This is a genomic window from Kribbella sp. WER1, assembly GCF_054189145.1.
Genome location: NZ_CM135186.1, coordinates 4,297,997 through 4,322,866 on the forward strand (window position 1 = coordinate 4,297,997; position 24,870 = coordinate 4,322,866).

At 68.4% G+C, this 24,870-nt stretch carries 27 protein-coding genes; 22 read left to right on the plus strand and 5 right to left on the minus strand.

Annotated features, from left to right (window positions below):
* Positions 1–163 precede the first annotated feature (163 nt).
* From ACXJJ3_RS20620 to ACXJJ3_RS20650, 7 genes are all read left to right on the plus strand, one after another.
* Positions 164–1,558 carry an FGGY family carbohydrate kinase gene (locus ACXJJ3_RS20620; protein WP_458171838.1) on the plus strand — a complete coding sequence of 465 codons (1,395 nt, stop codon included), beginning with the start codon at positions 164–166 and terminating at the stop codon, positions 1,556–1,558.
* A gap of 344 nt (positions 1,559–1,902) precedes the next feature.
* A complete protein-coding gene (locus ACXJJ3_RS20625) occupies positions 1,903–3,063 on the plus strand; it encodes a Gfo/Idh/MocA family protein (protein WP_458171839.1) in 1,161 nt (386 codons plus the stop codon).
* Complete coding sequence (locus ACXJJ3_RS20630; RefSeq protein WP_458171840.1) at positions 3,063–4,226, plus strand: dihydrodipicolinate synthase family protein; 1,164 nt, start codon at positions 3,063–3,065, stop codon at positions 4,224–4,226. Before ACXJJ3_RS20625 ends, ACXJJ3_RS20630 begins: the two co-directional genes overlap by 1 nt.
* Positions 4,223–5,038, plus strand: a complete 816-nt coding sequence (locus ACXJJ3_RS20635; RefSeq protein WP_458171841.1) for a sugar phosphate isomerase/epimerase family protein — start codon at positions 4,223–4,225, stop codon at positions 5,036–5,038. The genes ACXJJ3_RS20630 and ACXJJ3_RS20635 overlap by 4 nt, the downstream gene beginning before the upstream one ends.
* 14 nt (positions 5,039–5,052) lie before the next feature.
* On the plus strand, positions 5,053–5,808 hold the full coding sequence (locus ACXJJ3_RS20640; protein WP_458171842.1) for a sugar phosphate isomerase/epimerase family protein: 756 nt from the start codon (positions 5,053–5,055) through the stop codon (positions 5,806–5,808).
* Between the two features lie 83 nt (positions 5,809–5,891).
* Entirely contained in the window at positions 5,892–7,331 is a 1,440-nt protein-coding gene (locus tag ACXJJ3_RS20645) for a diguanylate cyclase domain-containing protein (protein WP_458171843.1), read from the plus strand.
* Positions 7,332–7,408: 77 nt separating this feature from the next.
* Positions 7,409–8,449, plus strand: coding sequence for a ParB-like protein (locus ACXJJ3_RS20650; protein ID WP_458171844.1), 1,041 nt, complete (start codon positions 7,409–7,411; stop codon positions 8,447–8,449).
* Here the strand turns inward: ACXJJ3_RS20650 and ACXJJ3_RS20655 are convergent.
* Positions 8,442–8,627 (minus strand): hypothetical protein, encoded by a 186-nt coding sequence (locus tag ACXJJ3_RS20655; protein ID WP_458171846.1) that lies wholly within the window; start codon positions 8,625–8,627, stop codon positions 8,442–8,444. The two genes, ACXJJ3_RS20650 and ACXJJ3_RS20655, sit on opposite strands and share 8 nt — an antisense overlap.
* 24 nt (positions 8,628–8,651) lie before the next feature.
* On the opposite strand from ACXJJ3_RS20655, the gene ACXJJ3_RS20660 reads away from it, so the two are divergent.
* Positions 8,652–9,731 carry a hypothetical protein gene (locus ACXJJ3_RS20660; protein ID WP_458171847.1) on the plus strand — a complete coding sequence of 360 codons (1,080 nt, stop codon included), beginning with the start codon at positions 8,652–8,654 and terminating at the stop codon, positions 9,729–9,731.
* Here ACXJJ3_RS20660 and ACXJJ3_RS20665 read toward each other — a convergent pair.
* The 3 genes from ACXJJ3_RS20665 to ACXJJ3_RS20675 all read right to left on the minus strand — a co-directional run bounded on the left by ACXJJ3_RS20665 (position 9,712) and on the right by ACXJJ3_RS20675 (position 11,251).
* Positions 9,712–10,194 (minus strand): N-acetyltransferase family protein, encoded by a 483-nt coding sequence (locus ACXJJ3_RS20665; RefSeq protein ID WP_458171848.1) that lies wholly within the window; start codon positions 10,192–10,194, stop codon positions 9,712–9,714. The two genes, ACXJJ3_RS20660 and ACXJJ3_RS20665, sit on opposite strands and share 20 nt — an antisense overlap.
* 5 nt (positions 10,195–10,199) lie before the next feature.
* Positions 10,200–10,433 (minus strand): antitoxin VbhA family protein, encoded by a 234-nt coding sequence (locus tag ACXJJ3_RS20670; protein ID WP_458171849.1) that lies wholly within the window; start codon positions 10,431–10,433, stop codon positions 10,200–10,202.
* A 71-nt stretch (positions 10,434–10,504) separates the two neighbouring features.
* On the minus strand, positions 10,505–11,251 hold the full coding sequence (locus tag ACXJJ3_RS20675; protein ID WP_458171850.1) for an SDR family NAD(P)-dependent oxidoreductase: 747 nt from the start codon (positions 11,249–11,251) through the stop codon (positions 10,505–10,507).
* Between the two features lie 86 nt (positions 11,252–11,337).
* Here ACXJJ3_RS20675 and ACXJJ3_RS20680 point away from each other — a divergent pair, with 86 nt between their 5' ends.
* From ACXJJ3_RS20680 to ACXJJ3_RS20745, 14 genes are all read left to right on the plus strand, one after another.
* Positions 11,338–12,177: a helix-turn-helix transcriptional regulator gene (locus tag ACXJJ3_RS20680; protein ID WP_458171852.1), complete on the plus strand. Its 840-nt coding sequence runs from the start codon at positions 11,338–11,340 to the stop codon at positions 12,175–12,177.
* Positions 12,178–12,252: 75 nt separating this feature from the next.
* Complete coding sequence (locus ACXJJ3_RS20685; RefSeq protein WP_458171853.1) at positions 12,253–13,128, plus strand: aldo/keto reductase; 876 nt, start codon at positions 12,253–12,255, stop codon at positions 13,126–13,128.
* A gap of 413 nt (positions 13,129–13,541) precedes the next feature.
* On the plus strand, positions 13,542–14,654 hold the full coding sequence (locus ACXJJ3_RS20690) for a M48 family metalloprotease (RefSeq protein WP_458171854.1): 1,113 nt from the start codon (positions 13,542–13,544) through the stop codon (positions 14,652–14,654).
* Positions 14,655–14,661: 7 nt separating this feature from the next.
* Complete coding sequence (locus ACXJJ3_RS20695; protein WP_458171855.1) at positions 14,662–16,044, plus strand: type IV secretory system conjugative DNA transfer family protein; 1,383 nt, start codon at positions 14,662–14,664, stop codon at positions 16,042–16,044.
* An 84-nt stretch (positions 16,045–16,128) separates the two neighbouring features.
* The gene (locus ACXJJ3_RS20700; protein ID WP_458171857.1) at positions 16,129–16,620 is read left to right on the plus strand and encodes a hypothetical protein; all 492 of its coding nucleotides are present in this window, start codon (positions 16,129–16,131) and stop codon (positions 16,618–16,620) included.
* Positions 16,617–18,728, plus strand: a complete 2,112-nt coding sequence (locus ACXJJ3_RS20705) for a hypothetical protein (protein WP_458171858.1) — start codon at positions 16,617–16,619, stop codon at positions 18,726–18,728. The genes ACXJJ3_RS20700 and ACXJJ3_RS20705 overlap by 4 nt, the downstream gene beginning before the upstream one ends.
* Positions 18,729–18,730: 2 nt before the next feature.
* Positions 18,731–19,168 (plus strand): hypothetical protein, encoded by a 438-nt coding sequence (locus ACXJJ3_RS20710; RefSeq protein ID WP_458163181.1) that lies wholly within the window; start codon positions 18,731–18,733, stop codon positions 19,166–19,168.
* Entirely contained in the window at positions 19,165–20,145 is a 981-nt protein-coding gene (locus tag ACXJJ3_RS20715; protein WP_458163183.1) for a hypothetical protein, read from the plus strand. Before ACXJJ3_RS20710 ends, ACXJJ3_RS20715 begins: the two co-directional genes overlap by 4 nt.
* Positions 20,142–20,834, plus strand: a complete 693-nt coding sequence (locus ACXJJ3_RS20720) for a hypothetical protein (protein ID WP_458163185.1) — start codon at positions 20,142–20,144, stop codon at positions 20,832–20,834. The genes ACXJJ3_RS20715 and ACXJJ3_RS20720 overlap by 4 nt, the downstream gene beginning before the upstream one ends.
* A 12-nt stretch (positions 20,835–20,846) precedes the next feature.
* Positions 20,847–21,353, plus strand: a complete 507-nt coding sequence (locus ACXJJ3_RS20725; RefSeq protein WP_458163186.1) for a hypothetical protein — start codon at positions 20,847–20,849, stop codon at positions 21,351–21,353.
* A gap of 40 nt (positions 21,354–21,393) precedes the next feature.
* Positions 21,394–21,738 carry a tetratricopeptide repeat protein gene (locus ACXJJ3_RS20730; protein ID WP_458163188.1) on the plus strand — a complete coding sequence of 115 codons (345 nt, stop codon included), beginning with the start codon at positions 21,394–21,396 and terminating at the stop codon, positions 21,736–21,738.
* Between the two features lie 168 nt (positions 21,739–21,906).
* On the plus strand, positions 21,907–23,007 hold the full coding sequence (locus ACXJJ3_RS20735; protein ID WP_458163190.1) for an LLM class flavin-dependent oxidoreductase: 1,101 nt from the start codon (positions 21,907–21,909) through the stop codon (positions 23,005–23,007).
* Positions 23,004–23,606 (plus strand): FMN reductase, encoded by a 603-nt coding sequence (locus tag ACXJJ3_RS20740; RefSeq protein WP_458163192.1) that lies wholly within the window; start codon positions 23,004–23,006, stop codon positions 23,604–23,606. Before ACXJJ3_RS20735 ends, ACXJJ3_RS20740 begins: the two co-directional genes overlap by 4 nt.
* A gap of 10 nt (positions 23,607–23,616) precedes the next feature.
* Complete coding sequence (locus ACXJJ3_RS20745) at positions 23,617–24,072, plus strand: hypothetical protein (RefSeq protein ID WP_458163194.1); 456 nt, start codon at positions 23,617–23,619, stop codon at positions 24,070–24,072.
* Here ACXJJ3_RS20745 and ACXJJ3_RS20750 read toward each other — a convergent pair.
* Entirely contained in the window at positions 24,004–24,780 is a 777-nt protein-coding gene (locus ACXJJ3_RS20750; RefSeq protein WP_458163196.1) for a TetR/AcrR family transcriptional regulator, read from the minus strand. The genes ACXJJ3_RS20745 and ACXJJ3_RS20750 overlap by 69 nt on opposite strands.
* Positions 24,781–24,870 lie beyond the last annotated feature (90 nt).

Consider the following 24,870-nt stretch of genomic DNA (forward strand, 5'->3'; position numbering starts at 1 on the left):
GCCGCTTAGCGTTTGCTCCCCCACCCGCCGCCGGAGGCGGCGTTCTTGTGGTCTTTTGCTGTTTGGCGTTTGAATAGATATTCAGTAGTGCATAGCCTGTCGCCCAGAGTGTCACCATCGGGCTAGAGTCCCGTCAAGACCTCAGTTGAAACTTGGAGCGCCGATGCACCAGGCCGTACTCGCGATCGACCAGGGCACGACCAACACCAAGGCGATCCTGGTGAACGCCGACGGCCGGGCGCTCTCGACCGGATCGGCCCCGGTCGCGCTCTCGACCCCGCAGCCCGGTTGGGTCGAGCAGGACGCCGACGACCTCTGGCAGAGCGTCCTGCAAGCGACGGCTGCCTGCCTGAGCGATGACGTCGAGGTCGTGGGCATCGCGCTGTCCACCCAGCGCGAGTCCGTCGTCGGATGGGATCGCTCCGGGCACCCCGCCGGCCCGGTGCTCGGCTGGCAGGACGTGCGGACCAGTAGTTGGTGTTCCCAACTACCTGCGACGGTCGACGAGCTGGTACGACTGCGTACCGGGCTGCGGGTCGACGCGATGTTCTCCGCGCCGAAGATGCGCTGGTTGCTCGATCGCTCGGACGCCTCCGTCGGGACCGTCGACTCGTGGTTGATCCACCGGCTGACCGGTTGCCGTGAGCATCTGACCGAGGCCGGCAACGCATCGCGGACCTTGCTCTACGACCTGACGACGCTGGGCTGGTCCGCGGAACTGTGCGAGGCGTTCGGGGTCCCGCGGGAGGCGTTGCCTGAGGTACGGCGGTCGAATGCGGGGTTCGGGGAGACGAAGGGCGTGCCCGGACTGCCGGACGGGATCCCGATCGTTGCCGTACTCGCGGATTCGCACGCGGCGATGTACGGCCAGGGGTGTACGCGGACCGGGATGGTGAAGGCGACGTACGGAACCGGGTCCTCGGTGATGACGCCGGTGGACGAGTTCGTGCCGAGTGGGTGCACGCTCGCCTGGCTGACCGATCAGCCCGTGTATGCGCTGGAAGGAAACATCGTCTCGTCGGGCGCCGCGCTTGCCTGGACCGCCGACCTGCTCGGGCTGCCGGACGTCGGGGCGTCGATGCAGCTCGCGGCGAGCGTGCCGACCGCCGATGGTGTCGTACTCGTGCCGGCGTTCGCCGGGCTCGGCGCGCCGCACTGGGACCGCGAGGCGCGGGCCGCGTTGACCGGGATGAGCAGTTCCACCACCCGCGCCCACATCGCGCGGGCCGCCGTCGACGCGGTCGCGCAGCAGATCTGCGATATCGCCGACACGATCCCCGGCGGACTCAGCACGCTGCGCGCGGACGGTGGGGCGACGGTTTCGGATCTACTCATGCAGACGCAGGCGGATCTACTGGGGTGCGCGGTCGAGGCGGCCGACGTACCGGAGATCTCCGCGCTCGGGGTGGCCGAGCTGGCGTGGACCTCCCTCGGCGCGACCATCGGCTGGTCGAAGGACCGCACCTACCGCCGCTTCGAGCCCCGCCTCGCCGCGCCGGCCCGCACCGAACGCCGCACCGCCTGGTCCACCGCCGTCGCCACCACCCGCACCCCCTGACCCGAACACCGCCACCACCTGCACCTCCTGACCCGGGCACCGCCCGCACCTCCCGACCCGAGCACCGCCGCCACCGCCTGCACCTCCTGATCCGGGACCGTTGATGGGTGGGCGTCCGAGGTGCAGGGTTTGCACCTCGGATCACCGGCGCAAACCCGGCATCTCGAACGCCCACCCACGAAATGCCGACAGGCAGGGGGCTCTCATGGGCGGCGGAGTGTGGGCCCTGGAGATCGCTTTCCGTTACAGGTTGACTGGACCTTTACGACCCCTTTATGGTTGCGATCAAGATCTTGGAAAGCCCTTTCCAAGATGGACGGGGCCGGGACGTGAGAGGTACGACTGTGAACGAGCGACGCATCGGCATCGTGATGAACGGCGTCACCGGGCGGATGGGCCTGCGCCAGCACCTCGAGCGTTCGATCGTGGCGATCCGCGAGCAGGGCGGGCTGCCCGCCGCGGACGGCACCATGATCATCCCCGAGCCGATCCTGGTCGGCCGGAACGAGCTGAAGCTCCGGCAGATCGCCGAGCAGTACGGGCTGGAGCGCTGGACCACCGACCTCGCCGAGGCGCTCGCCGAGCCGGACGTCGAGATCTACTTCGACTCCCAGCTCACCCAGCTGCGCGAGAAGGGCGTCCGCGCCGCCGTCGAGGCCGGCAAGGCGATCTACTGCGAGAAGCCGATCGCCGAGAGCCTGGACGCGGCCGTCGACCTGGCCAAGCTGGTCGTCGGCTCCGGGCTGAAGAACGGCGTCGTGATGGACAAGCTGTCGCTGCCCGGCCTGCGGAAGCTGAAGCGGCTGGTCGACGGCGGGTTCTTCGGCAAGGTCCTGTCGGTGCGCGGCGAGTTCGGGTACTGGGTCTTCGAGGGCGACTGGCAGGAGGCGCAGCGGCCGTCCTGGAACTACAAGTCCGAAGAGGGCGGCGGCATCATCCTGGACATGTTCTGCCACTGGCGGTACGTGCTCGACCAGACGTTCGGCGCGGTCAAGTCGGTGTACTGCCAGGGCGCCACGCACATCCCTACCCGGGTCGACGAGAGCGGCAACGAGTACGCCGCCACCGCGGACGACGCGGCGTACGGCGTGTTCGAGCTCGAGGGCGGGATCGTCGCGCAGCTGAACTCGTCGTGGGCGACCCGGGTGTTCCGGGACGAGCTGGTCGAGTTCCACGTCGACGGGACCGAGGGGTCCGCGGTCGCCGGGCTGCGGAACTGCCGCGTGCAGCACCGCTCGGCGACGCCGAAGCCGGTGTGGAACCCGGACATCCCCGCCACCGAGAAGTTCCGCGACCAGTGGGCGACGGTGCCGGACAACGAGCAGTTCGACAACGGCTTCAAGGTGCAGTGGGAGATGTTCCTGCGGCACATCGTCGACGACACCCCCTTCACCTGGGACTTCGTCGAGGCCGCCAAGGGCGTCCAGCTGGCCGAACTCGGCCTCAAGTCCTGGCACGAAGGCCGCAAACTCGAGGTCCCCACCCTCGACCTGAAGGCCAACTGATGGAACTGAAGCTTCCCACCGATGGCGGCTTGAAGGCGTATCAGCTGGTTGGGCGGCCGGTTGCTGATGGCAACTACGGGCCTGCGACCTCGCGGTTGGCGTTTGCGGCGGCTCATGTGGTGGCGGATCCGGTGGGGGACAACTCGCCGGGGGCGCCGGCGGTGGTGGACTGGGAGCACACGCTGGGGTTCCGGCGGCATCTGTGGTCGTTGGGGTTGTCGGTCGCGGAGGCGATGGACACCGCGCAGCGCGGGATGGGACTGGACTGGAAGGCGACGCAGGAGCTGATCCGGCGCTCGGCGGCGGAGGCTCCGGACGGGCGGATCGCCGTCGGCGTCGGCACCGACCAACTGCCCGCCGAGCCCAGCTCGAGCGACGGTCACGCGCTCGACGCGGTGATTGCCGCGTACGAGGAGCAGCTTGCTGTTGCGGAGGGTGTCGGCGCGCAGCCGATTCTTATGGCCAGCCGCGCGTTGTGTGCGGCGGCGGAGTCGCCCGACGACTACCGCAAGGTGTACGACCGCCTCCTCACGCAGTCCACGAAGCCGGTCATCCTGCACTGGCTGGGCCCCATGTTCGACCCTGCACTGGAAGGGTATTGGGGCAGCGGACCGTTCGACGCGGCCGCGGCGTTCGTCGTGGACCTGATCAACGACAACGTCGACAAGGTCGACGGGATCAAGATCTCGCTGCTCGACGCCTCCAAGGAAGTTGCTCTGCGCAACCAGCTCCCCGAGGGCGTGCGGCTGTACACCGGAGACGACTTCAACTATCCGGAGCTGATCCGCGGGGACGGCGAGCGGCACAGCGACGCGCTGCTCGGGATCTTCGCGGCGATCGCCCCGGCGGCGGCAGCTGCTCTGAGCGCCCTGGACTCCGGCGACCTGGAGACCTACGAGCGGGTGTTCGCGCCGACCGTGCCGTTGGCTCGGCAGATCTTTTCCGCGCCGACCTACTACTACAAGACCGGGATCGCCTTCCTCGCCTGGTTGAACGGGTTCCAGCCCGGCTTCACCATGGTCGGTGGCCTCCAGACCGGGCGGTCGCTCCCGCATCTCGCGGACACCTTCCGGCTCGCGGACCAGGCCGGCGTACTGACGAATCCGGAGCTCGCCGTCGACCGATTCCGCCAGCTCCTCCGCGTCGGCGGGATCGACGCATGAACCGGTACAGCCTCAACCAGGCGACCACGAAGTACTGGCCGCTCGAGGACGTCGTCGGTGCGAGCGCGCGGGCCGGGCTGGAGTGGATCGGCCTGTGGCGCGAGCCGATCCAGGAGTACGGCGTCGAGAAGACGGCGAAGCTGGTCGCCGACGCCGGGCTGAAGGTCTCCTCGCTGTGCCGCAGCGGCTTCTTCACCTCGACCGACGCCGTCGAACGGCAGGCGAAGATCGAGGACAACCGGCGCGCGATCGACGAGGCCGCCACCATCGGTACGTCGGTCCTGGTCCTGGTCAGCGGCGGCCTCCCGCCCGGATCGCGGGACCTCGACGGGGCCCGCGCGATGGTGCGCGACGGGCTCGCCGAGCTGGCGCCGTACGCCGCCGAACGCGGGGTCACGCTCGCGGTCGAGGCGCTGCACCCGATGTTCTGCTCGGACCGCTGCGTGGTGTCGTCGCTCGGCGGCGCGCTCGATCTGGCCGAGCAGTTCCCGGTCGAGCAGGTCGGCGTGATCGTGGACGCGTACCACCTGTGGTGGGACGCGGACGTGTACCGGCAGATCGAGCGGGCCGGCGCGCGGATCGTGTCGTACCAGGTCAGCGACTGGGTGGTACCGCTGCCGGCCGACACGTTGCTCGGCCGGGGCATGATGGGCGACGGCACGATCGAGCTCCGCCGGCTGCGCGCGGCCTGCGACGCGGCCGGGTACGACGGCCCGATCGAGGTCGAGATCTTCAACCAGCAACTGTGGGACGCGCCAGGTCAAGACGTCTTCGACCTGGCGTACGCGAGGTATCAGGAACACGTCCTCTAGAAGGAGCTGCCTGTATGACTGACCGGACCATTCCCGCCGACGGTATCGGGATGCACCTCTACACGATGCGCGACGTGCTCGCCCAGGACTATCCGGGGACGCTGAAGCGGCTTGCCGGGATCGGGTATCGGACCGTGGGGGTGAGTGGGCGGTTCGAGCACAGTGCGGAGGAGATTCGCGGGTTCGCGGACGACGCGGGGCTGGCGATCGTGCTCGAGCATGTCGGGTACGCGCGGATGAGCGACGACTGGGCCGGTGCGCTGGCCGACGTACGGACGCTCGGCGCGCAGTGGGCCGTCGTACCGTCAATCCCGTCCGAGCTGCATTCGGTGCAGGGGTTCAAGACCGCGGCGGCCGCGTTCGTGGAGGCCGGCAAGGCGGCCCGGGACGCCGGGCTGAAGCTGCTGTTCCACAACCACGGGCACGACTTCGACGAGCTCGACGGGCGGGTTTTGTACGACATCCTGCTGGACGTGGACCCGGAGCTGCTCGGGTTCGAGCTGGACCTGTACTGGGCGGTGGACGGCGGGCACGACCCGGCGAAGCTGTTCCAGGAGCACCCGGGCCGGTTCCCTGCGCTGCACGTGAAGGACATGGCCGCGGACGGCTCGTGGGAGGACGTCGGCGCCGGGAAACTGGACTTCGGCGCGATGTTCGCGCACGCGGAGTCCGGCGGCGTCGAGCAGTACCTGGTCGAGCACGACAAACCCACGGATGCCTGGCAATCGGCCGAGCGCAGCTACCGCGGTCTGACCGAGCTGCAGTACTGAAACAGCTGTGACAACAAACGCTTAACCGGGTCAGCTGTGGATACGTCTGCTCACGCCCGGTGAAATCGGCCTATTCTCGGTGGGTGCAGAACGAGCCAGCGGTCCGGCTGTCCGCCGTCCGGCGCCTGTACGAGGTGAGTGCGCGGATGGGCGCCGGGCGCAGCCTTGCCGAGACGTTGCAAGCCGTCGTCGACGGGGTCGTCGACGGCCTCGGCTTCGGCATCGCGGTGCTCAACCTGCGATATCCGGACGGCAAGTTCGAGGTGATCGCGGTGGCCGGGTCCCCGGAGGCCCGGGCCGCGCTCCTCGGCCGGGTCAGCGCGGCGGACCTGTTCGACGCGGAGTTCGCGATCGCGGACGTCTGGGGCAAGCTCCGGTTCGTGCCGCACGAGCGGCTGCCCGAGGGTGAGGTGACCGGCTGGGTGCCCGACGTACCGGTGTCCGACGCGCCGGACGCGTGGCACCCGCTGGACGCGCTGTTCGCGCCGCTGTACTCGTCCGAGGGCGAGCTGGTCGGGATGCTCTCGGTCGACCTGCCCGAGGATCAGCGGCGGCCGGGGCCGATCCACCGGGAGCTGCTGGAGATCTTCGCGACCCAGGCCGGGGTGGCGATCGACAAGGCCCGGCTGACCGATCAGCTGCTCGCCGAGAAGACCCGGCTGGAGGCCAGCGAGGCGACGTTCCGGCTGGTCTTCGAGGGCGCCGGGAACGGGATGGCGACGATCGCGTTCGACGGGCCGGACCTGGGCCGGATCCTGCGGGTGAACGACGCCTTCTGCCGGATCACCGGGTACACCGCGGACCAGTTGCTCGGGATGCGGCTGGTCAGCTTCCTGCGCGACGAGGAGCCGGACCAGACCCGGGCCGAGCTCGAGGACGTTGCCGCCAGCAACGGTACGTACCGGTTCGAGCGGGTCTTCACGCAGCCGTCCGGGAACCTGATCTGGCTCGGCGGCACCGCCTCGCTGGTCGAGCAGGGCGCCGGGTTGCCGCGGATCCTGCTGGTGCAGATCGACGACGTGACCGCCCGCAAGGACGCCGAGCGGCAGCTCCGGCACCACGCCGCGCACGACCCGCTCACCGGCCTGCCGAACCGGCGGCTCCTGCAGCAGCGGTTCGTGAAGGTCCTCGAGCAGACCCGGTTCACCGGGCGGCCCGGGGCGCTGCTGTTCTGCGACCTCAACCATTTCAAGCTGGTCAACGACAGCTACGGGCACGAGGCCGGCGACCACGCGCTGCGCGAGATCGCCACCCGGCTCAGTACGGCGGTGCGGCACGGCGACACCGTGGCGCGGCTCGGCGGCGACGAGTTCGCCGTACTCGCCGAGGACATCACCGGGGACGACCTCAGCACGCTGATCACCCGGCTCGAGGACGCCGTCCGCCGTCCGCTGCCGGGCATCGACATCGAGGTCACCACCAGCGTCGGCACCGTCCCGATCACGCCCACGTCGGTCGACCTCGACGCGCTCCTGCACGAGGCCGACCAGGCGATGTACGTCGCGAAGAAGAACCGCCCGTAGCACTGTTCACCTCGAGTTGGGTCCTGCGCCGTCTGGACCGGGCATCCTCTGCACACCTTGTCGTGAGAGGAGAGTCCGTGAGGTTCAAGCACTTGGCTGCCGCCGTCGCCGCCGTCGTGGTGGGTACGACGGTCAGCACCGCCCCGGCGAACGCCGGTACCCATCCGTCGTTCTGCGGGCACGACCAACGCAGTACGCCGTACGCGCAGTACCTCTGCGCCACCCCCGGCGAACTGCTCGATGTCCGGATCGGCGACGTCCACCCGACGCAGCCGTCGCTCGGGTACGACGAGGTCTACTACAAGCTCGGGCGGTACACGCTCGGCAAGGACGCGATCAACAAGAAGTTCGACGACTGGTGCGAGGCCGACGGCCGGGTCGAGGCCGCCTCGGTGCGGCCCGGCGCGCGGCTCGACGTCCCGTCGTCGTTCAGCTGCGCCTTGCCGACCGGCAGCGAGACCGCGGACAGCATCGCGGCGATGAAGACCGTCGTCATCGGCCCCGGCGGCGAGCCGTTCCTGACCGACGGCCACCACACGCTGACCGCGTTCGACGAGACGCCCGACGGCGGCCCGAACCTCCACGTCCGGCTGCGCGTCGTCGCGAACCTCAGCACACTCACCCGGCAGTCCTTCTGGGCCACGATGCAGGCCAACAAGTGGACGTACCTGCGCGACCCCGAGGGCCGCCCGGTCAGCGTCAACAAGCTTCCGAAGAACGTCGGCCTGGCCAACTTCCAGAACGACCGGTACCGGAGCCTGCTGTACTTCGGCCGCGACATCGGCTACGCCCAGAACGGGCTGGCGTTCCAAGAGTTCTACTGGGGCGACTGGATCCGCGAGACGCACCCCGGCGGGCTGCAGACCTGGAACAACAACGACTCCGCGAGCTACCTGGCGGCGGTCAAGACGTTCACCAAGGCAATGGTCGCCCTCCCGAAGAACCAGGTCGTCGGCAGCGGCTTCACCGCGCAACAGCTCGGCGCACTGACCGAGTGGAACGACGGCAAGTCCGACACCAAGGGCGAATTCGACAAGCTGAGCAAGCCGTACACGGACTCCAAGCCCGGCAAGATCGCGTACACCCTGGAATACAAGAAGACCCACGGCCTCAACTGAGCACCTTGAGGCGAGCAGCCTGGAAGTTCTCGGCGAAGTCTCCCGGGAGGTAGGCCCACGGAACCGGCGTGGGCCTACTCCCTCGCTGCTCGAACACCGGCGCGGCGGCCGCCGGGGCCTCGCTGAGCGTGAAGGCCATCGCGAACACGTTCAGCACGTTGGGCGCCCCCGTTTGCACCTTTTGACATGTAGGAAACGGGACATGCGCACACTGATGAGCGGCCGGGCGTGGGTCTCGTACGCACAGATCTACGTCGAGAGCGGCGCAGAATGGGCTGATCTCGACGAGTGCTTCGCTGGGCAGCGGAACGGTCTCTGCGGGGCAGCGACGCCGGGGACGTTGTGGCTGATCACCGGGATGCACACGGGGGAGGTCGGGTTCACCGTCGAGCTTCACGACACGATGCCGGCGGTCGAGTACGACGCCGAGGATGTCGTCGAGGCGTCGTACCGGCCGATCGAAGCCGCCCAGCTCGTGAGTTGGAGTGGTACCGGGGCGTGGGCGCTCGAACTCGAACCCGGGGTGGACTACCGGGTGCGGTACTCCGCGTGGGGGATGGATGCCGGACATCAAGGGGCACCGCCGATGGACGGGGAGCCGCCTGTCGACCGGTATCTTCTCCAGTTCTGGCCCGCGCCTCCGGCGCCCGAGCGGGTGGTGAAGCAGACGAGCGGGCAGGCGGCGTACTGGCACCAGGCGGTCCGCGAGCTCCCCACGCCGGCGGAACTGGCCGAGCAGAAACGCGAAAGGGCCCGCCAAGCCGAAGAACAACGCCTCGCCGAACGCAAGGCCGCCTGGGGCGGAACGCTACCGACCGAGCGCCTCGAGAACGTCGCCTACGCCCAGCAACTGTCCGCGCTGGACCGCCAGTTGGTGGATGCGCTCGCAGAGACCGATCCGCAGACCTTGCGCTCGATCGCCCGCTGGGCCGCGCGCCGTGCCTGCGAGGAAGCCGGGTACGGCGGCAACCAGCGGGTCACCGCCGTCCTCGACCGGATGGATCGTGGCGCCGACTGGTTCGAGACCCTCGACGGCCCGCGAGGCCCCGTCGAACCGGGGATTCCGATGCCGACCATCCACCTGGTGGTGGACCAGGCCCACGGGTGGTTCGCCGGCCGCGACCCCATCGAGAACACCACGACGGTGGTGTTCCCGACGTTCAACGAAGACCCTCTTCAGGCGGCGACCGAGACCGTCTGGATGGCGACCACACCGTTCGCGGACGCGCACCAACTGCTGGCCGAGCTGTGGCAGCGGTTCTTCAGGAGCCCAGGTTTGTGAGGGCTTCGTCGGTGAGGCGGTAGACGGTCCATTCGTCCTGGGGTTTGGCGCCGAGGGACTTGTAGAAGTCGATGGCGGGGGTGTTCCAGTTGAGGACGGACCATTCGAGGCGTTCGTAGTTGTTGCGGACGCATTCCTGGGCGAGGGCGGTGAGGAGCGCCTTGCCGAGGCCGGAGCCGCGGGTTTCGGGGCGGACGAACAGGTCTTCGAGGTAGATGCCGTGGACGCCGCGCCAGGTGGAGAAGTTGAGGAACCAGATCGCGCAGCCGACGACCTGGCCCTCGTGTTCCGCGACGTGGCAGAAGGCGGCCGGGTTCTCGCCGAAGAGGGCGATCTGCAGCTGGTCCTCGGTGACGTGACACTCGTGCCGCGCACGTTCGTATTCGGCCAGCGCATAGATCAGCTCCACCAGCGCCGGTACGTCGTCCGGCCGCGCGCGGCGGATCCGTTCGTCGGTCTGCATGCGCTCTATCCTGCCGTGTCGCCGCCCGGCACCTTGGAGAGCGTCCGGCGGATGTACTCGGCGGTGTCGATCCGGCCGAGCTCCCGGTCGACGAGGTCCGAGACGTCGCTGCGGTCCGGCTCCCAGTTCTCCAGCTGGTTGTTCGCCAGCGCGTCGCTGACGTGCTGCTTCTGGTCGTCGTCGAGCGGTTCGAACAGCTCCGGCCAGCGCTGCGCGTAACGGCACGGTTCGTAGGCCATCGGTAACTCCCGGGTCGCGAGCAATTCGAACCACCCTACATAAGTCGCCGCTGCGCGCCGGGTAGCTCAGGTCACACCCCGAGGCCGCCGTCCACGCGCAGGACGGCGCCGGTGACGTACGACGCGCGGTCGCTGAGGAGCCAGGCGGCCGCTTCGGCGACCTCGGACGGGGCGGCGCCGCGGCCGATCGGGGCCCGGGCGATCAGCGTGTCGACGATGCCGGGTTGGGCGCGGTCCCAGTCCTGGAGCATCTCGGTCAGGGTGGTGCCGGGGGCGATCGCGTTCACGCGGATGTTCTCGGGGCCGTACGTGATCGCGGCGGATTCCGTGAGACTGTTCACGGCCCGTTTCAGCGCACCGTACGCCGGGAGCGCCGGGTTGCCCGCGAGGCTGCCGACGCTCGAGGTGTTGACGATGCTGCCGTGGCCGCTGGTGGCGCGGATCGCGGCGACCTCGGCGGTGATCGCGGACCACACGCCGCGCAGGTTCACGGCGTACACCTGGTCGAACTCCTCCGGGCTGAGCCCGTCCATCGGGCCGGGCGGCTGGCCGACGGCGCCGTTGTTGAACGCCGCGTCGAGGCGGCCGTACTCCGTCACGGTCCGGTCGACGGCGGCGCGGATCGCGGCCGGGTCGGCCAGGTCGCAGACGACGTACCGGGCGTCGAGTTCGTTGGCGACGGTGGCGAGTTCGGATTCGGTTCTGGCGGCGAGCATCACCCGCGCGCCCTCGGCGACGAACAGCCGGGCGGCCGCGGCGCCGATCCCGCGGCCGGCGCCGGTGATCAGGATGACCTTGTTGTCGAGAAGTTTGCTCATACCGTCGAGCCTTCGCCGCGCGCGGATCGGTAACCAGGCATCGGTTGTACCTGGCTAACGCCGGGCGACGGGGCAGACTGGAGGACGTGGACAAGGCTGAGCTCGGTGCGTTCCTGCGCAACCGCCGCGAGCGGGTCGCGCCGGTGGACGTCGGCCTGCCGGCCGGGCGCCGCCGCCGTACGCCGGGACTCCGCCGGGAGGAGGTGGCGCAGCTCGCGTACATCTCCACCGAGTACTACACCCGGCTGGAGCAGGCCCGGGCGCCCCATCCGTCCGGCGAGGTGCTGGCCGGACTGTCCCGGGCGCTCCGGCTGAACGATGCCGAGCGCAACCATCTGCACCATCTCGCCGGCGTACCGCCGATCCGCCCGGTGGGACCGCCGCGCGAGGTCCGGCAGAGCATCCTCGACCTGCTCGACCGGCTGCCGAACGCGGCCGCGATCGTGCTCTCGGCGTACTGCGAGGTGATCGCCTGGAACCACCTGGCGACCGCGCTGATGGAGGACTTCTCGGTCCGCTCCCGCGCCGAACGGAACCTGCTGCGCCGTGCGTTCCTCGACGGCGACAGGCACGTGTACTCCGTGGTCGACGGCGCGCGCTTCGCCCGGAGCTCGGTGAACCACCTGCGCGCGGTCGCGGCGCGGTACCCGGACGACCCGGAGCTGCACGAGCTGATCGCCGACCTGTCGGCGAGCCCGGAGTTCACCGCGCTGTGGGAGGCGCGCGAGATCGTGGGCGAACCGACGCTGTGCAAGTCGTTCCAGCACCCGGTCGTCGGCCTGGTCACGGTGAACTGCGACGCGCTGGCGATCCCGGACTGCGACCAGCAGGTGGTCATCTACACCGCGACCCCCGGCTCACCGTCGGAGGAGGCGCTCCGGCTGCTGTCGGTCGTCGGCACCCAGCGGCTCGACGTACCGGGCTGATTAACCACTCCGACTGCTCACTGTGTGCGGATATTCCTGTTGGAATTGTCGCCGGTCGCGCGGGAGGTTGGACGCATGGCAGCTGACACGAACAAGACCCGCCGGATCGGTGACGTCGAGGTGTCCGCGATCGGCCTCGGCGGGATGCCGATGTCGATCGAGGGCCGGCCCGACGAGGCCCGGTCGATCGCGACCATCCACGCCGCGCTGGACGCCGGCGTCACGCTGATCGACACCGCCGACGCGTACCACCTGACCGCGACCGACGACGGCCACAACGAGACCCTGATCGCCCAGGCGCTGGCGTCGTACGGCGGCGACACCTCGAACGTCCTGGTCGCCACCAAGGGCGGCCACTTGCGCCCTGGCGACGGCAGCTGGACCCAGGACGGCTCCCCGAAGCATCTGGCGGCCGCTGCCGAGGCCTCCCTGAAGCGCCTCGGCGCCGAGGCGATCGGCCTCTACCAGTTCCACCGCCCCGACCCCCGGGTCCCGTACGAGGACTCGATCGGCGCGATCCGCGACCTCCTCGACGCCGGCAAGATCCGGATGGCCGGCATCTCCAACGCGAACCCCACCCAGATCCGCCAGGCCCAGAACATCCTCGACGGCCGCCTGGTCTCGGTCCAGAACCAGTTCTCCCCCGCCTTCCGCTCCAGCGAACCCGAACTCACCCTCTGCGACGAACTGTCGATCGCCTTCCTCCCCTGGTCCCCCCTCGGCGGCATCACCCGCGCCGGCGACCTCGGCACCAAACACCCCGCCTTCCACACCCTCGCCGCCGAACTCGGCGTCTCCCCCCAACGCCTCACCCTGGCCTGGATGCTCGCCAAATCCCCCCACGTCATCCCCATCCCCGGCTCCAGCCGCCCCGAGACCATCCAGGACTCGTACGCCGCCGTCGACCTGCAACTGACAGCCGACCAGGTCGCCGTACTGGACGCCGCGTAGCCCGTTCGATTGCAACAAGTGGCAAGTTGTCCACAGATCACTTGAAGGCCCCCCACACGCCTCCCCGAGAAAGCTAAGGTCTGCCTCAGTGCCACTCCGTGACCACGAAGTGGCACTGAGCGGACAAACGGCACGACTCGGGAGGACTCTTCGTGGGGATCTGCGTTCGCTGTGGAAGTCTGCGCGACCCTGCCGGGAACCGCTGCCCACATTGCGACGCGACGGGTGCCGCACCTGGCCCGGTCGCGGCCTCGTTCCAGGAGCATGCCGGCCCGCCGACCCCAGGTCCGCCGCCATGGCATCCAGCCCCCGGTCCGCAGGCATCTGTCCGACCTCCGCAGACCTCGGGCGAGACGAAGCGGCGCCGCCTGTTCGCTCGGCCGCCCGCGTATCCGAGCTACTTCTCCTGGCTGATGACCGGCATGCTGCGCAACCGGCGCGGCCTCATCGGCGCACTGATCGCCAGCTGGTTCAACCTGCCCGTCGCCATCCTGCTCGGAGGCATCGGCATGGTTGTCGGAGGCGTCAGCGGGTACGTCGGCGGTGCGTTCGGCGGTAGCGATACCGCGGACTCGTGGGTCCATGACATCCCGATCCTGGACAGCCTGTTCAGCAGTGCCTTCCTGCAGAGCGGCGGCATCCTGGGCATGCTGCTCGGTGCCGCGCTCGGAGCGGTGGGCGGCTTCCTGCTCGGCCTCGCGGTGCCATGGCTCGCGCTGTTCGCGGCCAGCCCCTTCGAAGGGATCGGACGCTTCTTCGCTCAGCTCTTGGTCGCTTTCCTGTGTGGTTTCCTCTACACGACCTACGCCATCGCGGTCGAGTACTGGCGTATCCGGATCGTCGACGGCGGGCGGCGACCGAGCCGGCGCGAGCGCGAGCTGATCGAGCCGATTCTTCAGGAGTGCGCGCACCGGATGGGCCTGGCGTCGTTGCCCGTCCTGATGATGGTCGACGACCGCGTTCCCAACGCGGCCGCGTACAGCCGTCACATCATCGTCAACGTCGGGTTCCTGGACATGTTCGAATACGAGCCGGAGCCGCTGGCCGCCGTTCTCTGCCACGAGCTGACCCACTGGCGCAACGCGGACACCGTCTCGAGCTACTTCATCCGCGGCGTCGCTCTGCAGCTCTACATCGCCTACAGCATTTGCAGCTTCCTGCTGCGGCGGACGAGGGGCATCATCACCTTCCTGGTCTGGTTCGTGTCCTGGCCGATCGTGTTCGCCATCCGGTTCTTCGTGATGCCCCTCCAGATGGCGGGCGTGCAAGCCGCCGAGTACCAGGCCGACCAGGGTGCGGTATTCGCCGGGCACCGCGAGGGAATCCGCAAGATCCTCGCGAAGCTCCGGGAGACCTTCGACGGCGCCCGGAACGGCTGGGACATCTCGATCCTCACCACACACCCGGCCAGTGAGCTGCGGCTCGAACAGGTCGAGGAGCCAGGCGTTCGGTACCCGCTGCCCGATGCCGACCGGCCCGACGTACCGACGCCGGTGATCATCACCAGCTCGCTGGCAAGGGACTGATCTCCGGATGAGCCAGGCATGGCCGCAGATCCCGCCGTTCGGTGTCGAGCCGCGCCGGCAGGTCTTCCTCGGTTGGGACGCCCGCGGTGGGTACAAGCGCTGCTGGAGCGCACCCGAGGACTCGGTCGGCATCGTCGGTCCACCGCGGTACGGCAAGACCTCCGGGCTGATCGTGCCGACAGTCCTGTGGTGGGAGGGGCCGCTCGTCTGTACGTCGACACGCGGCGACATCCTTGCCTTCACCGGCGACCGCCGGCGTGCACTCGCCGCGCCGTACGGCGGATCCGTCAAGGTCTACGATCCGTTCGGCAGCGAGTACCCGGAGCTGTCGATGAAGTGGTCGCCCTTGGCCGACTGCGAGGACCCGTCGGTCTGCTACCGGCGGGTCGCGGCGATGACCGCCGTCGCGGGTCAAGGCGTGCAGGACGGCGACCACTGGCGCGGCGGTGCGGCAGCGATCCTCCGCGCATACTTCCATGCAGCGGCGCTGGAGGGCCTCCCGGTCTCCGTCGTACGGCGTTGGCTCACCGCACAGGAGACCCGCGACCCCACCGCGATCCTGCGGTTGTCGTCGAGCCCGGGCGCGATGTGGGCCGACGACCTCGACGCGGTCAAGCTGCTCGGTGATCGCGAGCGTGGCAGCTTCTACTCGGTCGCCCGGAACACGCTCGAGGCGACGTCCGAACCGACCGTTCTGGACTCGTGCTCGGCCAACGAGCTCGACATCGACGAATTCCTGGACAGCCGGTCGTCGCTGTTCATCATCGGGCCGTCCCATCAGCAGCAGGCGATCGCGCCGCTGATGGCCGGCCTGGTCGACAGCATCGCCCAACGCGCGGCCGAGCTCGCCGCCAAGAGGGGCGGCCGACTGGACCCGCCACTCCTGCTCGCGCTCGACGAGGTCGCCAACATCGCGCCCCTGCAGAGCCTGCCATCCCTCGTCAGCGAGGGCGGCGGTCGCGGCATCGTGACCCTCTGGGCGACCCAGAGCCTGGCGCAGCTCCGCGTCCGGTACGGCGTCGAGGAACAAGCGGCGATCCTGGCCGCCACAACCGCCAAACTGATCTTCGGCGGCATGTCCAACGGCGAGGACCTACACAACATTTCCTCCTGGGCCGGCGAAGAACGCCAAACCACCACGAGCACTCAACTAGGCCCGCAGTACGGCGCTTCCCCCACCTCCGGAGCCGTCGGCGTAGGCGCCGCTCTCACCGGCCAGAACCACACCGTAAGCAACATCTTCCGCCCCGCCCTCCCCGTCAACGCGATCCAGATGCTGCCGCCCTTCCACGCCTGGCTCTTCTGGCGCAGCGAACCCCCCTTCCAGGTAGAAGCCCGCCCAGCCGGCGCCATCCAAGAATTCAGCCAACTAAGGGGCTTCACCCCATGAGCCCGACGACCACGAGCACCTGTCGGCGGTCGACTGCACCAGCCGACGCCTTCCACGAGATCACGCAGACGAAGGGCTACCCAGATGAGCATCGATGACGGCTACGAGTACCTCGCCCGCGTCTCGAAGGCCGGCAAGGAAACTGTCGACCGGCCCAGCGGGTTGTGGCGGCGTCGCGGAGACGAGCTCGAGTACCTGTCGACAGTCGACATGACGTGGCGACCGAGCGGCAACGCCTACGTACCGCACCCCGACCTTCTCATCCCGATCTCCACCGAGCAGGTGCAGGTCCTGCTCAACGACCGCCAGCGATTCGCCCGCTACTGGGTCTGGTACCTGAGCCCGGAGAAGGGTGATCTCTACGAAGACACTCTCGTTTACAGGAAACTCCTGAGCCCCGAGGGCGACATCGATGAGGGCTTCGGCCGCAACAACACGTGGGTTCGAACCCCGGACATCCGAGACTTCCAGGCCGCCGGCCCCCACGACCATCCTGACCTCGAACCCATCGACCGCGAAACCGCCGAGCGCCTCATCCAGGAAACGCGCGGAATCACCGGAGCCACTGAGCTGTGAGTCCTGGACCGTGGAGGGGAAAGGGGCACGAAGACGATCTGCGTCTCGACGCCGACGAGAACCTGGCGGTCGAGGAAGCTCACCGCCGCGCTGTCAATCGGCAGCAGGAACTCGACGAGGCACTGGAGACGGCTCGGCGTGCCACCGCCCGCCACAACAGCTATCTCGAGGGCCTTCGGTACTCCCTGAAGAGTCTTGAGTCGTTTCGGAGCAAGGTTGCCCGCCGCCACGCAATGAAGACGGCGCCCGCGGCAGCCACCTCCACGAACGACCTCAATCGCTACACGCTGACCTTTCCTCGCGAGCAGTACACCGAGGGTGTGCTTGCGTGCTACGAGAACCTGCGAGCTCAGGGGTTCGTCAAGGTCAAGGACCGCAACAGCTGGGACACACCGGACTACCGCGGTATCAACTCGACCTGGGCGATCGTCGGTCCGCAGGGCAAGGCCCAACATCTGTTCGAGGTGCAGTTCCATACGCCGGAAAGCTTCGAGGTCAAGGACACATACAACCATTTGTTGTATGAGCTGGACCGCGCCGATCAAACAGATAACCCAGACCGCACGCTAGCGATACGCCAACTGCAGGCCGAGCGGTACGGAGACATGGAACCGCCGCCGGGCCATGAGCGGATCTGTCCGCCGCAGCCGCCCGAGACACTCGATCCCGCTAGCCAAGCCAGCATCGATCGGGTCCTGGCGGAAGAGGAAGAACTTCGGCAGCGGAAGGCTGCCGAGGCGCAGGAAGCCGCGGAGCGGGAAGCCGCGGAGCGGGAAGCCGCGGAGCGGGAAGTCGGCCGCGAGACTGCGGAGAACGAGAGCTCCCAACAACGGGACCCGCTCACCGACCCCGACGAAGACACCACCACAGACCTCGAAGAGGAGGAGACCACCGCCCACGACGCCGATACCAAGGACGACGCCGATACCAAGGACGACGCCGATACCAAGGACGACGCCGACGCCAAGGACGACGCCGATACCAAGGACGACGCCGATACCAAGGACGACGCCGACGCCAAGGACGACGCCGACGCCAAGGACGACGCCGACGCCAAGGACGACGCCGACGCCAAGGACGACGCCGACGCCAAGGACGACGCCGATACCAAGGACGACGCCGATACCAAGGACGACGCCGACGCCAAGGACGACGCCGACGCCAAGGACGACGCCGACGCCAAGGACGACGCCGACGCCAAGGACGACGCCGACGCCAAGGACGACGCCGATACCAAGGACGACGCCGATACCAAGGACGACGCCGATACCAAGGACGACGCCGACGCCAAGGACGACGCCGACGCCAAGGACGACGCCGACGCCAAGGACGACGCCGATACCAAGGACGACGCCGACGCCAAGGACGACGCCGACGCCAAGGACGACGCCGATACCAAGGACGACGCCGACGCCAAGGACGACGCCGATACCAAGGACGACGCCGACGCCAAGGACGACGCCGATACCAAGGACGACGCCGACGCCAAGGACGACGCCGATACCAAGGACGACGCCGACGCCAAGGACGACGCCGACGCCAAGGACGACGCCGATACCAAGGACGACGCCGATACCAAGGACGACGCCGACGCCAAGGACGACGCCGACGCCAAGGACGACGCCGATACCAAGGACGACGCCGACGCAGGCACCACCGCAGACGCGGACGCTGGCTCAGACACCGAGACCGAGACCGAGACCGGAGCGGATGCTGCGGCTGGGTCGGGGGTTGAGGCTGAGGACGGGGCTGAGGTGGGTACGGATGTCGACGCTGGGGCGGAGGCTGACGCTGGGGCGGATGTCGACGCTGGAGCAGAGGCCGACGCTGGAGCAGAGAGTGGAGGGGGCGGTGGGGTCGAGGCGGGTGATGGTGGCGGTGTCGACGCGGATGCGGGAGCGGACGCCGGGGCTGATGCACGGGTTGAAGGCGGTGGCGGTTACGAGGAGCAGGCCGCCTCTGATGATGCGCGGGTTGCGGACTCCATGCAGTCCGATGCGGGGGACGAAGGGTATGGGGGTGGGGACTCCTCGTACGACAGTGACTACGAGAGTTCCAGCGGGGGCGACTACGAGAGTTCTGGCGACAGCGGCATGGGGAGGGAGTGACGATGGCGTCTGGGGCGCCGCCCTGGGTTTGGGACGGGTTGAGTGAAGAGGTTCGGGCAACGTCCTGGGACGGGCTCGCGAGCTGGGTGGGTTGGCTCGAGGATGCCTACGCGCCCTGGGTGATGTTGCCTCCGTGCTGGCCGGCGCATGAAGGGCTTCGCACCGAGCTGACGATGTTCTGGTACTGGCACCGGTGGGTGATGTCGGCCGCGGTGAACCCGATCGACGGCGTTCGCTGGCACAACGAACTGCGGCGGTCGGCCCAGGCCTGGCGTGAGCTCGCGACCTGTCGGCACGAGCCACCTGTTGCCCACCACAACCAGATCATGGCAGCCCGGCAAGCCAAGCGCGACGAGTACCTCAACGAGGCACGCCGTACGGCACACGACGCCGTCGACCAAGTACGCAGTACCGCAGTATCGCCGCCCAAGGAGACGTGACGGTGCAAACCATGGAACACACCCGGCCGGCCGGCCCGTTCGTCGAGCCGTGGAAACCGACGCCGCGCGGAACGTTGATCGCCGCGCTGATCATCGCGGTGGTCGTCGTCCTCAGTGCCGCGACCGTCGTGGTGCAACGAATCTGGTTCACCCCGGAGTCGGTCGTCAACGGGTACTACGCAGCCCTTGCCCGCCGCGATGCCCAAAAGGCGGCCACGTACAGCGAGAACGGCGACGCGACGGCCGGCAGCCTGGTCGGCTCGGAGCAATACGTCCCGCCGACCAGCCTCAAGGTCGACAAGATCGAAGGCAAGAAGGACCAGCGAACCGCCAAGGTCAGCTTCATGATCGGCGACAACAAGGTGAGTGGCGAGGTCGGACTGCGGCACAAGGACACGCTCACCTGGGGGCTGTTCCGCGGTTGGGAGCTCACCGGTGATCGGCCGTCGATCGACGTCAACACCCCAGTGCCGGTCGGCGTACAGGTGAACGGCCAAACACTGCCCGCCACGGACGGGTCGTCACGCCACCTGGAGGTGCTCCCGGGCCGGTACGTCGTCGGTCTGGTCGACAACCCGTTGCTCGGCGGCAGTCCGATCACGGTTGACGCGGCCTTCGGCAACCGCACCGCCGACCTGGTTCCGCAGATCAAGGCCACGGCGAAGTCCGCCGTCGACGCTCAGGTCAAGGCGTACCTGAAGGGCTGTCTGACCGCTGCGACCAGGGCGGACAGCAACTGCCCGTTCTCGATCAACAGCGACGTCACCCACCCGGTCTGGCGGCTCGACACCTACCCCACGATCGAGCTTCGGTTGGCCGATGACGGCAATGTCGTCGCCGAAAGCTCCGCGGACGGCAAAGTGACGCTGACCGGCGTCGGGTACGGCGGATATCCGGTCAACGACCCGACCTCGTTCGCGGTCGCCGGGACGGTCACTGTCGTGCAGGGCGCAATCAAGTTCACGCCGGCACAATGAGCCGACGCGGAATCGGCACTCGCAAGCTGGCGGTGATCGCGTTCGCCGCCAACCTGGTCCTGTGCGGTCTGGTCGGGACCAGTCTGCTTCTGCTGCGGTCGACTGGTGACTCAGCCACAGCCGCAGAGCCGAAGACCCCGGCGGGTACACCGACCACCTCGACGTTACCAGCGCCGACACCGACGCCGAGCGACACCTCCGAGCCGACGAACCCGTCATCGAGTGCGCCGGCAAGCACACCACCGGCAAGCACCCCGGGCGACGTCCAGGATGTCTCCGGCCCCGGAGGCATCACGACCAAGATTCCACAGGGCTGGTCGGCAGCGGTCCGCTCCGGTGGGACTGACGCGCAGGCGGCCGATCCGGCGCAACCGACCAGCTTCCTGCGATACGGCGGCTCACCGTCGCCGAGCAGGCCGCTCGCCGAGGTGATGCAGGACGCGGAGCGCGGCTTCAGCGCGAAGTACCCCGGATATCAGTTGATCGGTCTCCGACCCGGTACCTGGCGGACGCACGAGTCCGTCAGCTGGGAGTTCGAGTTCGACACCGCCGACGGCCGCAAGCACGTCGAGTCCGTGTACTGGCGGACCGGCGGCAACGACTACGTCCTGTACGCGTCTGCCCTGGTCACCAACTGGCCGGCCATGAAAGCCGTGTACACCACCGCCTACAACGCCACCAATCCGTGAAGGGCGTCACCAATGGCTGAGGATCCCGCTGCCGAGGTCGCCCGGCTGCACCAGGAACTGCTCGCTCGACCGGACGACGGTGAACTTCGGGTGCGGCTGGCTCGGTCCATCCGGCGGATGACCGAGGCATCACTCGCCGTCACCTCGTACCAGGTGCGGCTGATCGCCAGCGAGCGGCAGCTCGAACTGGCACGCCGGGCGGTCCAGCAGATCGTTGAACTCGCCCCTTCGGACGGCGAGCTGAGTGCTTTCGCGACCGGGCTGAACGCCGAGGTCGATCGGAGTAGCCGCTGGGTCTGGCAGAGCCGCACGGCGGCGATCGTCTTGACGGTCGGCGCGGTGGTCGCCGGGCTCGGGCTGGTCGTGGCCGGTGGGCTCACCGATGATGTGGGGCTGGTCGGCGGTGCGGCAGTCATCAGTAGCGTGACGCTCGCCGGGATCGTGCTCGCGTTCCGACGGCAGACCTGGCAGGTCGACGTCCGTTCGGCTGGGTCCGTGATCGAGTACCACGGGATCTGACCTGCGGAATTGCTGTCGGTGGATCGGTGTTGAGGGGCGCATGGAAGATATGCGCGCGTTGAGCTACGGCCTCGGGCAGCAGTACTTCGAGGAGCGTGATTACCGCGGCGCGATCCGCGCGCTGCAGCCGGTTGTCGACGAGACGCCTGAGGACGTCGGGACCCGGTTGCTGCTGGCGCGCGCCTACTACCACGCCGCACTTCTCAAGCCCGCCGAGGAGCAGCTGCTCGCGGTCATCGAACGCGAGCCGACCGAGTACTACGCCCACCTGATGATGGCTCGCACCCTGGAGCGGCTGTCCCGGCCCGACGAAGCCGGCAAGCATCGCCGGATCGCGGCGGCGCTCACCGGGGACGACGAGCTGCTCACACCGCACTCGCTCTGAGGGCGGACCGCCGGCACTCACCAAACCGCCGAAGCAACGCCGATCCCACCGCGCGCAGGCGCGCCCCGGGGTCGGCGTTGCTGTTTGCCGAGTGGCTGGGGTCCGCGGAATGTCGCGCCCCTGCCTGATGTTCTGATAGTTTAATCGTGAACTACTTGAGGAGGACGGATGCAGTTCGGCGTTTTCAGCGTCGGGGACGTGACCGAGGACCCGACCACCGGGACCACGGTGTCCGAGGGCGAGCGGATCAAGGCGATGGTGCGGATCGCGCTCAAGGCGGAAGAGGTCGGGCTGGACGTGTTCGCGCAGGGTGAGCACCACAACCCGCCGTTCGTGCCGTCGTCGCCGACCACGCAGCTGGCGTACGTCGCCGCGCAGACGTCGAAGATCATCCTGTCCACCTCGACGACCCTGATCACCACCAACGACCCGGTGAAGATCGCCGAGGACTACGCGATGCTGCAGCACCTGGCCGACGGCCGCGTGGATCTGATGATGGGACGCGGCAACACCGGGCCGGTGTACCCGTGGTTCGGGCAGGACATCCGGAACGGGATCGGGCTCGCGATCGAGAACTACGCGCTGCTCCGCCGGCTCTGGCGGGAGGACGTGGTCGACTGGGAGGGCAAGTTCCGGACGCCGTTGCAGGGGTTCACCGCGACGCCGCGGCCGCTGGACGACGTACCGCCGTTCGTCTGGCACGGGTCGATCCGGTCGCCCGAGATCGCCGAGCAGGCGGCGTACTACGGGGACGGGTTCTTCCACAACAACATCTTCTGGCCGATGTCGCACACCCAGCGGATGATCGAGCTCTACCGCACGCGCTTCGAGCACTACGGGCACGGGGCCGCGGACCAGGCGATCGTCGGGCTCGGCGGTCAGGTCTTCATGCGGAAGAACTCGCAGGACGCCGTACGGGAGTTCCGGCCGTACTTCGACAACGCGCCGGTGTACGGGCATGGTCCGTCGCTCGAGGACTTCAGCCGGGAGACACCGTTGACGGTCGGCAGCCCGCAGGAAGTGATCGAGCGGACGCTGAGCTTCCGGGAGAGCGTCGGTGACTACCAGCGGCAGCTGTTCCTGATGGACCACGCCGGGTTGCCGTTGAAGACCGTGCTGGAGCAGCTGGACATCCTGGGCGAGGAGGTCGTTCCGGTACTGCGGAAGGAGTTCGCTGCGCTGAAGCCCGCGCACGTACCGGACGCGCCGACGCACGCCTCGCTGAAGGCCGCCGCCGAGCGGGCCCGTGAGCTGGAGACGATCGAATGAACACCAAGACCATCGCAGTGGTGACAGCTGGGCTGACGACGCCGTCGTCGTCCCGGCTGCTCGCCGACCAGCTGGCCGAGGCGGTCCGCGACGAGTTCTCCGGACGCGGCATCGACACCCGGATCGAACTGATCGAGGTACGCGACCACGCCCACGAGCTCACCGACAACCTGCTGACGGGCTTCCCACCGGCAAAGCTTCGCGAGGTCCTCGACACGGTCACGGCCGCCGACGCGTTGATCGTGGTCAGCCCGACCTTCAGCGCGTCGTACTCCGGCCTGTTCAAGATGTTCTTCGACGTCCTCGACGACAAGGCACTGGCCGGCAAGCCGGTCCTGCTCGCCGCGACGGGCGGTACGGAGCGCCACTCGCTGGTGCTCGAGTTCGCCCTTCGCCCCCTCTTCGCCTACCTCAAGGCCCTCCCCGTCCCCACCGCCGTGTACGCCGCATCGACCGACTGGGGACCGAACGCCGGCACCCTCCGCCCCCGCATCACCCAGGCCGCGACCGAACTGGTCGCCGCCCTCCAGCACGAGCGCCCAACCCAGACCGACCCCTTCGAAAACCCAACCCCCTTCGAGGACCTACTCAACAGCTGATCCACACGGGATGATCGCTCCCGTGTGGAAGTGGGTGGTCGCGAGGCGCTGGGCGCTCGGGTTCTTCGCGTGGGCCGTACTGGCGTTCGTCATCGCCTACTTCGACAACTACGAGAACCAGCAACTGGCCGGTGCACCAACGGCTCCGGCCGTCGTGACGGATGTCGATCGGCTGACGAAGGGCGGTCCGGTCGTCCACCTGCGGATCGAACTGCCTGACGGCAGCACCCTGGACTCGTCGACGCACGACTTCTCCGACGACCCCGCGCCGCGCAACGGCGACCGGATCATCGTGCAGTACGCCGTCGACGGACGGGACGTGTGGTCGCGGGAGGCGGGCGTCGGGCCGAACCACGCGGGGATCTGGAGCTGGTCGATCGCCGGGTCCGTTGCGACCCTAACCGGCCTGATCCTCCTCCGCGCGCGCCGCAACAAGCTTCGCGAGGCCGTCGAGGATGGTGGTTAGGCCGAAGTTGAGGGCGTGGGACGGGTCGAGCGCGGACTGGAAGTGTTCGCCTACGGCGGTGCCTACGCGGCCGGCGAGGGGGAAGTTGGTGCCGGTCATGACTGTGGTGAGCGTGGGGGAGATTTGGCGCCACCACTCCTCGTCGGTCAGGCCGGAGTCGCGTTGGGTGCGGAGTTGTTCGGCGCCGGCTCGGGCGGTGCCCTGGACGTGAGTGAGGACCAGCGTCAGGGCTGAGTCCATCTCGACGTCGGTGAGACCCAGGCCGTCCAGCGGGCGGAGTTCGATCTCGTACTTGCGGGTGATGTTCGGGCCGAGCGCGGTGCGCATCGTGGGTACGTCGTGGATCCACGGGTGCGCGGTCAGTACGTCCCAGTTTCGGCGGGCGATGAACTCCAGGGCAGGGCGCCAGCCGCCTTGCTCCCTTGGCTCCACGTCCGCGTACAGGTCGACGTACGCCTGGTCGAACATCAGGTCGGTCAACTCGCCCTTGCCGGGGACGTGCGTGTAGAGCGACATCGTGCCGACCTTCAGCCGGTCGGCGACCATCCGCATCGAGAGCGCGTCCAGCCCGGAGACGTCCGCAAGCTCGATCGCCGCCGCGACGATCGCGCGGACCGTCAGCCCGGACCGGCCCGGCTTCGTGTGGCTGCCCCAGAGCAGCGCCAGACTGCGCGCCGGATCGGGCGCCGCTGCCTTTCTTCCCGCCACTCGGAACCTTCCTCCAGCGCTTGTCGTTGGAGGAATCGTACCTGAGCCGTACAATGTACGGTACACTCTACGGCTCACGGATTCGAGAGG

What these genes read in the sequence shown, in the direction of transcription:
- ACXJJ3_RS20740 (WP_458163192.1), top strand. Translation starts at nt 23,004, where the DNA reads ATGAACACCAAGACCATCGCAGTGGTGACAGCTGGGCTGACGACGCCG.
- ACXJJ3_RS20710 (WP_458163181.1), top strand. Translation starts at nt 18,731, where the DNA reads ATGGCGTCTGGGGCGCCGCCCTGGGTTTGGGACGGGTTGAGTGAAGAG.
- ACXJJ3_RS20635 (WP_458171841.1), top strand. Translation starts at nt 4,223, where the DNA reads ATGAACCGGTACAGCCTCAACCAGGCGACCACGAAGTACTGGCCGCTC.
- ACXJJ3_RS20640 (WP_458171842.1), top strand. Translation starts at nt 5,053, where the DNA reads ATGACTGACCGGACCATTCCCGCCGACGGTATCGGGATGCACCTCTAC.
- ACXJJ3_RS20725 (WP_458163186.1), top strand. Translation starts at nt 20,847, where the DNA reads ATGGCTGAGGATCCCGCTGCCGAGGTCGCCCGGCTGCACCAGGAACTG.
- ACXJJ3_RS20695 (WP_458171855.1), top strand. Translation starts at nt 14,662, where the DNA reads ATGAGCCAGGCATGGCCGCAGATCCCGCCGTTCGGTGTCGAGCCGCGC.
- ACXJJ3_RS20720 (WP_458163185.1), top strand. Translation starts at nt 20,142, where the DNA reads ATGAGCCGACGCGGAATCGGCACTCGCAAGCTGGCGGTGATCGCGTTC.
- ACXJJ3_RS20730 (WP_458163188.1), top strand. Translation starts at nt 21,394, where the DNA reads ATGGAAGATATGCGCGCGTTGAGCTACGGCCTCGGGCAGCAGTACTTC.
- ACXJJ3_RS20675 (WP_458171850.1), bottom strand. Translation starts at nt 11,251, where the DNA reads ATGAGCAAACTTCTCGACAACAAGGTCATCCTGATCACCGGCGCCGGC.
- ACXJJ3_RS20665 (WP_458171848.1), bottom strand. Translation starts at nt 10,194, where the DNA reads ATGCAGACCGACGAACGGATCCGCCGCGCGCGGCCGGACGACGTACCG.
- ACXJJ3_RS20690 (WP_458171854.1), top strand. Translation starts at nt 13,542, where the DNA reads ATGACCGGCATGCTGCGCAACCGGCGCGGCCTCATCGGCGCACTGATC.
- ACXJJ3_RS20620 (WP_458171838.1), top strand. Translation starts at nt 164, where the DNA reads ATGCACCAGGCCGTACTCGCGATCGACCAGGGCACGACCAACACCAAG.
- ACXJJ3_RS20670 (WP_458171849.1), bottom strand. Translation starts at nt 10,433, where the DNA reads ATGGCCTACGAACCGTGCCGTTACGCGCAGCGCTGGCCGGAGCTGTTC.
- ACXJJ3_RS20735 (WP_458163190.1), top strand. Translation starts at nt 21,907, where the DNA reads ATGCAGTTCGGCGTTTTCAGCGTCGGGGACGTGACCGAGGACCCGACC.
- ACXJJ3_RS20685 (WP_458171853.1), top strand. Translation starts at nt 12,253, where the DNA reads ATGGCAGCTGACACGAACAAGACCCGCCGGATCGGTGACGTCGAGGTG.
- ACXJJ3_RS20630 (WP_458171840.1), top strand. Translation starts at nt 3,063, where the DNA reads ATGGAACTGAAGCTTCCCACCGATGGCGGCTTGAAGGCGTATCAGCTG.
- ACXJJ3_RS20700 (WP_458171857.1), top strand. Translation starts at nt 16,129, where the DNA reads ATGAGCATCGATGACGGCTACGAGTACCTCGCCCGCGTCTCGAAGGCC.
- ACXJJ3_RS20660 (WP_458171847.1), top strand. Translation starts at nt 8,652, where the DNA reads ATGCGCACACTGATGAGCGGCCGGGCGTGGGTCTCGTACGCACAGATC.
- ACXJJ3_RS20745 (WP_458163194.1), top strand. Translation starts at nt 23,617, where the DNA reads ATGATCGCTCCCGTGTGGAAGTGGGTGGTCGCGAGGCGCTGGGCGCTC.